Source organism: uncultured Desulfovibrio sp. (genome assembly GCF_949282365.1).
GTDB lineage: Bacteria > Desulfobacterota > Desulfovibrionia > Desulfovibrionales > Desulfovibrionaceae > Desulfovibrio.
The window spans coordinates 1-11,372 of sequence record NZ_CASDOY010000059.1 but is presented as its reverse complement, the minus strand read 5'-3'; the positions used below and the strand labels follow the sequence as shown (position 1 = coordinate 11,372).

Below are 11,372 nucleotides of genomic sequence, written 5' to 3'. Positions count from 1 at the left end.
CGAGATGCTCATGGAATCGGCCCAGAATTCAGCGAGAAAGAATATAGACGGGCAGATTTCGCTGTTTCAGACCAGCAGCGACGCCATGAGTACCGGCGATGTGGCCGGAAATCTTCCTGACGTTGCAAACTTTGACAAGGACGACCTTCTCGCCATGGAAAAGGAGTTGACCCGCAAGGAACGTTGCCTTGACGAACGCGCGGAAGAACTTGAAACCACAATCAATGAACAGGAATTAAAGCTTCAGGCCATTTCCGGCCTGACCGTTGAGGAAGCAAAGGCTCAGCTTTTTGCAGACCTTGAATCCAAAAGCCGTCATGAAGCCGCAAGAATGGCCCGTCTAATTGAAGCTGAGGCCAGGGAGACCGCCGACCGCAAGGCTAAGGAAATCCTTGCCACCGCCATTCAGCGCTATGCCGGCGACTATGTGGGCGAGCAGACGGTGACGGCCGTCACCCTGCCCAGCGAAGACATGAAGGGTCGTATCATCGGCCGCGAAGGCCGCAACATCCGTGCGCTGGAAGCGGCCACGGGCGTGGATCTCATCATCGACGATACGCCGGAAACCGTCATTCTTTCGGCCTACAGCCCCATCCGCCGTCAGGTGGCCCGCATGGCGCTTGAGCGCCTCATTCAGGACGGCCGCATCCATCCCGCCCGCATCGAGGACATCGTGCACAAGTGCGAGCAGGAGCTGGAGGTGCAGATTCGCGAAGTGGGCGAGCAGGCCACCTTCGACGCAGGCGTGCACGGCATCAATCCCGACATCATCCGTCTTCTCGGTCAGCTCAAGTACCGCACCAGCTTCACCCAGAACGTGCTTCAGCATTCCCTCGAAGTGTCCGCCCTGTGCGGCATGATGGCCGCCGAACTCGGCATGGACATCAAGCGCGCCAAGCGTGCCGGTCTTCTGCACGACATCGGCAAGGCCGTGGACCACGAAGTGGAAGGTTCCCATGCGCTCATCGGTGCGGATATCGCCAAGAAGTACGGCGAAGGCAAGGATATCGTTCATGCCATAGCCGCCCATCATGAGGACGTGCATCCCGAGACCGCGCTCGCCGTGCTGGTGCAGGCGGCAGATTCCCTGTCCGGCGCAAGGCCCCCGGCCCAGATGCCGCCGCCCGCCTCCAGCTCCCGCAGCGTGCGGGCAAAAGCATGGTCCGGCGCGGGCAGGCGGCCGTCCAGCACAGCGCCCGCATAGAAGGAGCCGTCCGGCCCGTAGCCCGTATCGCGCAGCTGGGCCTCCAGCCCGTAGCGGTCGTCGCGCAGCCCGCCGCGCAGGGGCAGCAGCATGTCCGCGGGGGCAAGGCGGCCCTGCCACAACCAGAGCCAGGGGGCCCGCAGCGTCCCGGCATCCAGCAGCGAAGGCCGCGCGCAGGGCCGCGCAGGAGGCTGCCCCGGGGGCGTTGCCGTCAGCCACCAGAAATCCAGACCCAGCAGGACAGCCCGGGGCCTGTGGATGGCCAGCATCCTGTCCACCAGCAGGCACAGGCTGTCCAGATCCGTGGCGGCCCCGGCCATGTTCACGAAGGAAGCCTCAAAGCAGGCCGCGCGCAGGTTGCCCACCCGCGAGGAGCCCAGGACCACCAGCCCGGGCTTCACGGCGGCGTACAGGGCCAGCTTGTAGGCGGGCATGTCCAGAGGCAGGCCCGGCCCGTAAAGGACGAATCCTCCCCCGGCCTGCCGGGCCACGACCTCGTCCTGGTCCAGCTCCCCGCCGGCCGTCAGCCAGCACACGGACCAGGGCAGCAGGAGCAACGCGCCCAGCAGGGCCAGGACGGCCAGGGCCGCGAAAAAACGTTTCAGCCAGCCGCTCTCGGCCGGATGCTGCAGTTCGGACATGGGAGCCTCCGTCAGAAGCGGAAGGAAAGGAAGGCCTGCCCCTGCATCAGCAGCAGGGAGGCCAGCGCCGGCAGGGCCAGGGCCACGGCCCAGACCAGGCTGGGCCGCCAGACCAGCCAGGGGCGGCTGCCGTCGGCACGGCCCAGCAGCACATGCTGGCTGCAGGGCAGGCACCAGACGATGACGGCGCAGACGGCCAGCAGGGGCAGCAGCAGCTGGGGCTCCAGCAGCCCGCCGGGCAGCAGGGCGGCCAGCCCTTCCTGCAGGGGCAGGGGGTGGCCGTCGCTCCAGAGGAACATGCTGCGCCAGACATGCAGGGCCGTGCCCGGGTCATCGGCGCGGAACAGTACCCAGCTCACGACCAGGCAGAAAAAGGTCAGCAGCACGCACAGGGCGCGCAGGGGCGGCAAGTCCAGCACGCGCCCGGCCGGCCCCCCGCGCAGCAGATGGCGGAAGGCATGGTTGACCAGCAGGAGCAGGCCGTGCAGGGCCCCCCAGAGTACAAAGGTCAGCCCGGCCCCGTGCCAGATGCCGCAGACCAGCATGGTCAGGAGCAGGTTGGCGTACTGGCGCGGCCGCCCGTGACGGCTGCCCCCCAGGGGCTGGTACAGGCAGTCGTGCAGCCAGCGGCCCAGGGTCATGTGCCAGCGGCGCCAGAAGTCCACCATGCCCGTGGCCCTGTAGGGCGCGGCGAAATTTTCCGGCAGGCGCAGGCCCAGCATGAGCGCAGCGCCCAGGGCCATGTCCGTATAGCCGGAAAAGTCGAAATAGATCTGGAAGGTATAGCTCAGGGCCCCCAGCCAGGCCTCGGCGGTGCTCAGGGGCAGGCCCTGGGCGGCGGCCTGGAAGACGGCGTCCGCCGCCGGGGCGAGGTTGTCGGCCAGCAGGACCTTCTTGGCCAGCCCCAGCACCAGCAGGCCCAGGCCCCGGGCCAGATCGCCGGCCCCCGGCAGGCCCAGGCGCCCGAACTGCGGGCCCATCTCCTCATAGCGGACCAGCGGCCCGGACAGGGCGTAGGGGAAGCAGATGACGAACAGGGCCTGGCGCATGACGCCTTCGGGCCGGATACGGCGCTGATGGACGCCCAGCAGCCAGGCCAGCTGGATGAGCACGGCAAAGGAAAAGCCCGCGGGCATGGGCGCCGGGGAGATGACGGGCAGGACGTCCTGCCACTGGGCCAGCCAGGCCGACAGGGCCGGCAGATGGCGGAAGCGGCACCAGACCAGCACATTGAGCAGCACGGCCATGCCCAGCAGGGCGCGACGCCCCAGCCGGCGGCGGCGCCGGCCTTCGTCGGCCAGCAGCAGGCCGAAAACATAGTTGACCAGGCTCAGGCCCAGCAGGAGCAGCAGGGCCTCCAGGCCCTGGAAGGCCCCGAAGAGCAGCGAGGCCGCCAGCAGCAGCATGGACAGCCTGTCCCTGTCTTCTACGGCGGTCATCCTCCAGAGCCAGACGAGGACGGGCAGAAAGAGGCAGAGGAAGGCGAAGGAAGGGAACAGCATACAAAAAATCTCCCGGCACGGCGCATCTCAAGACGGCCACCCCGGGAGGAATGAGGAGACAGAAACGGTTTGGATCGTCCAGGACGCCGTGCGTTCTCAGGAATTGAGCTCCGCCCTGAATTTGCGCGACAGGCGGAACACCACCACCTTGCGCGGCGGCAGGGTGATGGCCTCGTCCGTCTGCGGATTGCGTCCCTTGCGCGAGGCTTTGTCGTAGGCTTCGAACTTGCCGAAGCCGCTGATCAGCAGAGCGTTGTCCTTTTTGATGGCATTCTTCATGATCTCCAGCAATTTTTCGACCACGTTCTTCACGTCAACCCGATTTTTGTCTGTACTCTCGTAGATCCGCTCGACGATGTCAGCCTTGGTCAGTGTTTTTTTCATATCCAATCCTTATGCCGCGGGCACGCTTCACATATGCACAACTTTTTTATAGGATATACTCAACTCGCGCTCCCGGCAAGATTTTTGTCTCCCAATAAAGCCTGCCAGGCCCTGCTACTGCTCGCTTTTTGCCATGTCACATGTTTCACTTGCTTTTTTGTGGGGATCCCCTGCAGCGGCAGTCCCGGTCTTCAGCGTCTTCATCCCTTTTCTGGGCTGCCCCAGGCGCTGCGTCTTCTGCTCGCAGCACGAGCAGACCGGCCAGCGGCCCCTGCCCCTGGACGAGATCCTGGGCAGTGCCGCCGCCGCCCTGCGCCACCGCCGGCGGCAGGGCAGGCCCGCGCCCGAGCTGGCCTTTTACGGCGGCACCTTCACGGCCCTGCCTGCGCATGAGCTGGACGCCTGCCTGCGCCTGGCCCGAAGCCTGATCCGGGACGGCTGCGTCACCGCCTTCCGCTGCTCCACCCGTCCCGACCGCCTGGACGCTCCCCTGCTGGCGCACCTGCGCCGTCACGGTTGCCGCGCCGTGGAACTGGGCATCCAGAGCTTCGCCGACACGGCCCTGCAGGCCAGCGAGCGCCACTACAGCGGCGGGCGGGCAGAGGACGCCTGCCGTCTGGTGCGCCGGGCGGGCCTGGCCCTGGGGGTCCAGCTGCTGCCCGGCATGCCGGGCCATGGGGAGGAGGATTTTCTGGCCGACGTGCGCCGGGCCCTGGCCCTGGGCGCGGACATGCTGCGCTTCTACCCCTGTCTGGTCCTGGCGGGCACGGAACTGGCCCGCCGCTGGCAAAACGGCCTCTACACGCCCTGGCCCCTGCCCCGGACCCTGCTGCTGCTGGCGCGCGGCTGGCTGTACGCCCGCCGGGCCGGCGTGCCCGTCATCCGCATGGGCCTGGCCCCGGAAGCCGCCATGGAAGCCGCCCTGCTGGCCGGGCCCGCCGACAGGAACCTGGGCGGCCGCGTGCTGGGCCGGGCGCTGTGGCTGCATGTCTGCGCCTGCCTGCTCGGCCTGCAAGGCGGCCGCGCGGCGGAGAACGAGGCCCGGGCCGCGGCCCTGCTGGAACGGCTGCTGACCGGCGCCGCGACGCCCCCCGGCCTGCCCCGGGCGCAAGCCCTGTACCTGCCCCGCTCGTGTCAGGGCTTTTTTCGCGGTCCGGGCGGCGAACTGGAACGGGCCTGGGCGGCCCTGGGCATCACGCGCCGCAACCGCATCTGGACGCCGGGACACGCGGCCGCGCTGCATCCGGCCGTCTGAGCCCGCTCATCCCCAACCTGCGCACAGCCGCATCCGCCTGCGAGGTGACCATGCCTGCCGCCCCTTCCGGGCCCCTGCCGCCGCTCAGTGAAGAAGCCCGCGCCATCTTCGACAACGCCGTCCGCCAGGCCCGCATGCTGCAACAGACCCTGGGCCCGCTGTGCGAGGTCGCCATCCACGATTTCCGCGACCTCGACCACTCGCTCGTCCATCTGGAAGGCAACCTCACCGGGCGCAAGCTGGGCGCGCCCATCACCAATATCGTGGTCAAGGCCTGGCGCCAGCAGGGCGACGCCGTGCAAGACCTCGTGGGCTATCCCTCGTCCACGCCGGGCGGCAAGTCCCTCAAATCCTCCACCTCGTTCCTGCGCACCGCCGACGGGCGTGTCATCGGCGCCTTCTGCATGAACATCGACCTTTCCGACCTGCTGCATTTCCAGGCCGTGCTGCACACCCTGCTGCATGTGGCCCCCCTGGAACGCGACGCGAGCGAGACCTTTGCCGCCTGCACCGGCGACACCAGCCTGGCCATCCTCGAGGCGGCCATACGGCGCGCCGGCAAGCATCCCTCGCTCATGAGCCGCGAGGAGAAAAAGGACTTCATCCGCATCCTCGACGAGGAGGGCGCCTTCCTCATCAAGGGCGTGGTGCAGCATGTGGCCAAGGAGATGCAGGTCTCCATCTATACGGTCTACAACTACATGCGCCAGCTCAAGAAAAATAACGATTAGCCTTACGCATTAAAATATTTTTTAACTTAAAAATTATTGACACATCCTCTGCCACAAGGCACAAGGGGATGTGCTGCAAAGGGGTGCCCCTCCCGCCTCTCTCCCTCCCCCACCGGCGCGTCCCGCGCCCGCCCCGCGGCAGGCCTTCCGCCTGCGTCCGGCACAGCCAGTCCACACAAGGAGACGCCATGACTCCCATGCCCACGCCCCGGATGGCCCTGCACGTCCGTCCGGCCATCGAAACGTCGCTGTTCGACTTTTTCAAGATCGGCCCCGGCCCCTCCAGCTCGCACACCATCGGCCCCATGCGCGCCGGCCAGGATTTCAGCCGCCGCTGCGAGGCGCTCGACCCGGACCTGCTGCGCCGCGCCGCCCGCATCCATGTGACCCTGCTGGGCTCGCTGAGCGCCACCGGCATGGGCCACGGCACCCATACCGCCGTGCTGGCCGGCCTGCTGCGCACCAGCCCCGAGACCTGTCCCGCCGGCCTGCTGGACAGGCTGGGCAAAGCCGCCGGCATGCGCCACGAGCTGCGCATCCGGGACGTCGTCCTGCAGGTGGGCCTGGAGGACATCGAGAACGGCCCCATCCTGCACGATGCGCCCTACAGCAACACCCTGGGCATCAGCCTTGAGGACGCCGCCGGCCAAAGCCTGTTCAGCATGGAATACTATTCCGTGGGCGGCGGCTTCATCCAGTGGAAGGGCTGGACCCCGCCCGAACGCGGCAAGCCCGTGCATCCCTACGGCACCATGCGCCAGCTGCGCGAACAGCTGGCCACGACCGGCCTGACCCTGCACGAACTGATCCTGGACAACGAGAGCGCCATCACCGGCATGTCCCGCCCGGACATCTTCCGGCAGCTGGAGGAGATCATGGAATCCATGTACGCCAGCGTGCGTCGCGGTCTGGAGGCCGAAGGCCGGCTGCCCGGCACCCTGGGGGTCTGGCGCAAGGGCCGCACCATCCTGCAGCGGGCCCGCGAGCTGCCCCTGGCCGTGGACCGCTTCCTGGGCCAGATCAACGCCTACGCCTTCGCCGTGGCCGAGGAGAACGCCTCGGGCGGCGTCATCGTCACCGCGCCCACCTGCGGGGCCGCGGGCGTCATGCCCGCCCTGCTCTACGCCATGCGCCACAACATGAACATCGGCGACCGCGCCCTGCGCGAAGGCGTGCTGGCCTCGGCGGCCGTGGGCTTCCTGGCCAAGCACAACGCCGGCATCGCCGGGGCGGAAGTGGGCTGTCAGGGCGAAGTGGGCGTGGCCTCCAGCATGGCGGCCGCCATGCTGGCCCATGCGCGCGGCTATGCCGTGGACGTGGTGGAGAACGCCGCCGAAGTGGCCCTGGAACACCATCTGGGCCTGACCTGCGACCCGGTGGGCGGCTATGTGCAGATCCCCTGCATCGAACGTAATGCCGTGGGCGCCATCAAGGCCTACAACGCCTGCCTGCTGGCCACCTGCGAGCCCTCCTCGCAGCATATGGTCAGCCTGGACGCCGTCATCAGGGCCATGAACGAGACCGGCCGCGAGATGAACGCCAAATTCAAGGAAACCAGCGAAGGCGGCCTGGCCGTCAGCCTGGTGGAATGCTGAGCGGGAGCCGCAGCGCTCCCGGGGGCCGTCTTCCTGCGGAGGGCGGCCCCGGTCGTAGCCGGACGGGCCAGCCGCCTGTCCGCCCGGCCAGCCCGCGCCGACGGGCGCGCCGCAGGGCACGGCCGGCCCCCCCCCGACAACCCTTTCACCCGCAAGGATCCCTCATGGCGCAGACCCCTGCAACCGGCTCCGCCGCCCCCGGCCGCTGGACCAAGTTCGATATCGTCTGGGTACTCAACCTCTTCGGCACCGCGGTGGGCGCGGGCATCCTCTTTTTGCCCATCAACGCGGGCATGTCCGGCATCTGGCCCCTGGTCGTCATCACCCTGCTGGTGGGCCCCATGACCTACTTCGCCCACCGGGGCCTGGCCCGCTTCGTGCTCTCGTCCTCCCGCGCCGACAGCGACATCACGGCCGTGGTGGAGGAACATTTCGGTACCGGCGCGGGCAAGCTCATCACCCTGCTCTACTTCTTCGCCATCTATCCCATCCTGCTCATCTATGCCGTGGGCATCACCAATACGGTGGAATCCTTCATCATCAACCAGCTGCATATGGCCGCGCCGCCGCGTCTGCTGCTCTCCGGCGTCCTGGTGGCGGCCCTGATGGCCGTCATCCTGGTGGGCGAGAACTTCATGCTCGTCTTCAATGAATGGCTGGTCTACCCCCTGTGCGCCATCCTCTTCTGCCTCTCGCTCTATCTCATCCCGCACTGGGACCTGGCCGCGCTGGGGCGGATCCCCGATGCCGCCAGCTTCATTGGCACGCTCTGGCTGACCCTGCCGGTGCTGGTCTTCGCCTTCAACCACTCGCCCGCCATCTCCTCCTTCGCCCTGGCCCAGCGCCGCCGCTACGGCGATCTGGCCGAGGAGCAGGCCGCCCGCACCCTGCGCGCCACGGCCTGCATCCTGGTGCTCTTCGTCATGTTCTTCGTCTTCAGCTGCGTGCTCAGCCTCGATCCCGCCCAGCTGGCCGAAGCCAAGGCCCAGAACATCCCCGTGCTCTCCTATCTGGCCAACCGCTTCGACAATCCCTTCATCTCCTGGTTCGGCCCGCTCATCGCCTTCCTGGCCATCGGCAGTTCCTTCTTCGGCCACTACCTGGGCGCCCGCGAAGGCCTGCACGGCATCCTGGTCCAGATGTCCTCCCGGCCCGAAGCCACGGCCAGCTCGCGCGGCGTGCGCACGGGCATCCTGCTGTTTTTCTTCGTGACCCTCTGGCTGGCCGGCTGGCTCAATCCGGGCATCCTGGACATCATCGAATCCCTCAGCGGCCCGGTCATCGCCATGATCCTCTTCGTCATGCCCATGTACGCCGTGCGCAAGGTCCCGGCCATGCGCCGCTACCGCGGCCAGTGGAGCAATGCCTTCGTGCTGGCCGCCGGCTGTGTGGCCATCTCTTCCCTGCTCTACAAGCTGTTCTGATGCCCGCCCCACGGCGGCATGCGCAGACGTCCGCCGGTCCCTGACCGGCGGACGTCTTTTGTTGCGGCCAGACGAGGGGGACGCCGGCCCCGGCCGCGACTGCCGGGAAGGAGGCCCCGCAGACAGATGCGACCCGGCCGGAACGGACAGGGCCTGCCCTTCCCCGCAGCACGCCCCGCTGCCGCACGGCCCGGCACAGGGCCGTGCATCACGGACAGTTTCCCGCCATGCCTGCCGGGCGCGCACGGACGGCCGTCCCCGGGGCATGCCGGCACAAGGCTTACGATCCATTTCCAGTAGCGAAAGATCATCGCCCAGGCATGCCCGGCGAAGGATACCTGCCGCATGCGCCCGCGCTCATTGGAAAAAGTGCTCCGGGGCAAGGATGAGGGCTTGGGGGAAGGGAAAGCCCGCTCGCGCGGGCAGCGCCCAAAGGGCGGCCCGCAGGGCCGTGCCCGTTGCGACGGAGGAAGCTACGGGCATCGACAGCAACGCGACAGGCTTCCTTCCCCCTCGAAACAAAACGTCATGCGTCCCGGACCTGAAAGACGACCGGCCGCCCTGGGGGAGGGGCGGCCGGCCTGAGAGGGAGGATGTTCTGATGGGTTAGAGGTGATGGTGAAGGAGGAGGATGCTCTTGTGAGCTGCGGCAGGGCCAAGGGGGATCGCCCTGCCGGCTATGTTTTCCGCCAGAGGCGGGGAGGGACAAGCTCGGTATGGAGGTCCGTCGTTCTGGACAGGCCCGGCCGGGGGAAGGGGGGCCCCGGCCGGGGCAGGTGTTCCAGAGGACTGCTTTCCTTGGAGCGGGAGCTCCGGTTAGAGGTGGCTGTCAAAGGAGGTTGCTGTTTTTCGGGAGGCCCGGCCGGAAGGAGGAGGAACTCCCGGCCGGATATCTGTTTTCCGTCACTGACGGGGGAGAGCGTTTAATAGTGGCCGCGGTAGGGACCGTCGTAGCAGGGGCCGTCGCCGCGGGGACCGTCGAAGGCGGGACCGCCATGAGGACCACGGGGACCATCGTAGCCGGGACCGCGATCGCCACGGGGACCGCGAGGGCCGCGGGGCGCGTCCTTGAAGCCTTCGGGCACGCCCACTTCGGCAGCCAGCTTGTCGCCCAGGGCATCGTGCAGGTCGGCCATCTCGTTGCGCAGGCGGGTCATTTCGGTGGCGGCTTCGCGCACGGCCTTCACATCGGGATTGGTGGCGTTTTCCAGGGCCCGCAGTTCCTGACGCTTGACGTAGATGCTGTCGCGCAGCTGTTCCATGCGGGGAGCGAATTCTTCCATGATCTTGTCGAACTTGGCACGCTGCTCGTCCGACATGGCCCGGTAGCCCCAACCGCGGGCGTGTCCGTGATGGCCCCAGCCGCCTTCCCAGCAGCCGCCGTTGCCGTAACCGTAACAGGGGCCGTAACCATAGCCCTGGCCGCGATGATGGGGACCGGCGAAAGCATCAGAGGTCATGGTTCCGCCGATGAGGGCGGCGGCCAGCAGGGCGGGTATCATAACACGGGAAGTCTTCATATATATGCTCCTTTGGCTCTTTTCAGAGCGGGGTTCTTCAGGCTTTGGGTCTTGCCCTTTGCACGGGATATAGCAACCACCGTGCCAAGATTGCTTTGATGATATAATCCGGCATATTACATCACAGCCCCTCGTCCGCGCCCCTTTCGGCCCGTCCGGGAGGGCCCCGGGATGTCCAGTTTTTATGCAGCCTGCGGAGCGGGCTGGATAATTTTTTTACAGGCGATCGATTTCCATACAGCCGCCGCGCCCCGCCTGCGGACCCGCTCCGGGCCCGGCAAGCGCCGCCGTCCCCCCTGCGGACGGCACAAAAAAAGCCCCGCCGGAGCGGGGCGCGAAAGCTTCGCCAGCGGAGGTCAGGGGGCGGGACTTTCCTGCAGGGAATAGGTGTGGATCATGTCCTGGTGCATCATGCTGTTGCAGCCCCGGCCTTTGCCCGCACGCCGGAAACTCACGCCCACCTCCTCCAGCAGGCGGTTCTCCAGTTGCGAAAGCTGCAGGCGCAGGTGGTCGCGCAGGTCCTGCAGTTCCCAGCCCAGGCGGGACAGGGTCTCGGCGGAGGAATCCGCCGCATAGTCGAAGTGGGCCAGCTCTTCCCGCTTCTGGCGGATGCGCCAGCGGGTCTCCTCGATGCCGGGCCGGGCCTCCTCCAAAATGGCGCGGGCCTTGTCCTGCTGGTCCGGGGGCAGGCTCTGGAGCCACTGGTCCACATTGCGGTACCCGCCCGGTCCGTGGCCCCCGTGATGTCCCCCGCCCACCGCCAGGAGAGGCAGCAGGAAAAGCGAGGTCACCACCAGACCGCTCACAACTATATTTTTCCACATAGGCAAACCTTGTTTTTTCGGTCTCTGCTTCTGGCATATCAAGCCTGTGGCGCAGGCGCAAGAAAAGGCCGGGCACAGGCCGACGGCATTTTTTTGTCTTTTCCTCCGGTTTGCAAAAAACATGCAAGCCAATGATCCGGCGCTCAGGTGACAGGGACCCAAACCATGCTTATAGTGCGGACATGAAGTTTCTCCGCCGTTGTTTTTCCGCTGCCGCAGCCCTGCTGGACCCCCGCCGCCACCGGCTGGCCCGCGCGGCCGGCCAGGCCCGCCCGGGGCCCGGGGCCGCCAG

Annotated in this window: 9 protein-coding genes and 1 pseudogene; 5 read left to right on the top strand and 5 right to left on the bottom strand. The window is 67.1% G+C overall.

Annotated elements, in window-relative coordinates; translation table 11 throughout:
- Positions 1-136: 136 nt before the first annotated feature.
- Positions 137-1,114: pseudogene (gene rny, locus Q1X76_RS09205) on the top strand (ribonuclease Y); the annotation flags it as partial.
- Here the strand turns inward: rny and Q1X76_RS09200 are convergent.
- The 3 genes from Q1X76_RS09200 to Q1X76_RS09190 form a co-directional block, all read right to left on the bottom strand.
- The gene (locus Q1X76_RS09200) at positions 1,030-1,845 is read right to left on the bottom strand and encodes a hypothetical protein (RefSeq protein WP_300719444.1); all 816 of its coding nucleotides are present in this window, start codon (positions 1,843-1,845) and stop codon (positions 1,030-1,032) included. The pseudogene rny and the gene Q1X76_RS09200 sit on opposite strands and share 85 nt — an antisense overlap.
- A gap of 11 nt (positions 1,846-1,856) precedes the next feature.
- A complete protein-coding gene (locus tag Q1X76_RS09195; protein ID WP_300719442.1) occupies positions 1,857-3,347 on the bottom strand; it encodes an MBOAT family O-acyltransferase in 1,491 nt (496 codons plus the stop codon).
- Positions 3,348-3,443: 96 nt separating this feature from the next.
- Positions 3,444-3,731 carry an integration host factor subunit alpha gene (locus Q1X76_RS09190; protein ID WP_072335293.1) on the bottom strand — a complete coding sequence of 96 codons (288 nt, stop codon included), beginning with the start codon at positions 3,729-3,731 and terminating at the stop codon, positions 3,444-3,446.
- Between the two features lie 157 nt (positions 3,732-3,888).
- On the opposite strand from Q1X76_RS09190, the gene Q1X76_RS09185 reads away from it, so the two are divergent.
- The 4 genes from Q1X76_RS09185 to Q1X76_RS09170 all read left to right on the top strand — a co-directional run bounded on the left by Q1X76_RS09185 (position 3,889) and on the right by Q1X76_RS09170 (position 8,736).
- Positions 3,889-4,986, top strand: a complete 1,098-nt coding sequence (locus Q1X76_RS09185) for a radical SAM protein (RefSeq protein ID WP_300719440.1) — start codon at positions 3,889-3,891, stop codon at positions 4,984-4,986.
- 50 nt (positions 4,987-5,036) lie between these two features.
- Positions 5,037-5,717: a PAS domain-containing protein gene (locus tag Q1X76_RS09180; RefSeq protein ID WP_300719438.1), complete on the top strand. Its 681-nt coding sequence runs from the start codon at positions 5,037-5,039 to the stop codon at positions 5,715-5,717.
- A 188-nt stretch (positions 5,718-5,905) separates the two neighbouring features.
- Entirely contained in the window at positions 5,906-7,312 is a 1,407-nt protein-coding gene (locus Q1X76_RS09175) for an L-serine ammonia-lyase (RefSeq protein WP_300719436.1), read from the top strand.
- A 164-nt stretch (positions 7,313-7,476) separates the two neighbouring features.
- Positions 7,477-8,736, top strand: a complete 1,260-nt coding sequence (locus tag Q1X76_RS09170) for an aromatic amino acid transport family protein (RefSeq protein ID WP_300719434.1) — start codon at positions 7,477-7,479, stop codon at positions 8,734-8,736.
- A gap of 923 nt (positions 8,737-9,659) precedes the next feature.
- Here Q1X76_RS09170 and Q1X76_RS09165 read toward each other — a convergent pair.
- Positions 9,660-10,256 carry a periplasmic heavy metal sensor gene (locus Q1X76_RS09165; protein WP_300719432.1) on the bottom strand — a complete coding sequence of 199 codons (597 nt, stop codon included), beginning with the start codon at positions 10,254-10,256 and terminating at the stop codon, positions 9,660-9,662.
- Positions 10,257-10,612: 356 nt separating this feature from the next.
- The gene (locus tag Q1X76_RS09160) at positions 10,613-11,080 is read right to left on the bottom strand and encodes a periplasmic heavy metal sensor (RefSeq protein WP_300719430.1); all 468 of its coding nucleotides are present in this window, start codon (positions 11,078-11,080) and stop codon (positions 10,613-10,615) included.
- Between the last annotated feature and the right edge of the window lie 292 nt (positions 11,081-11,372).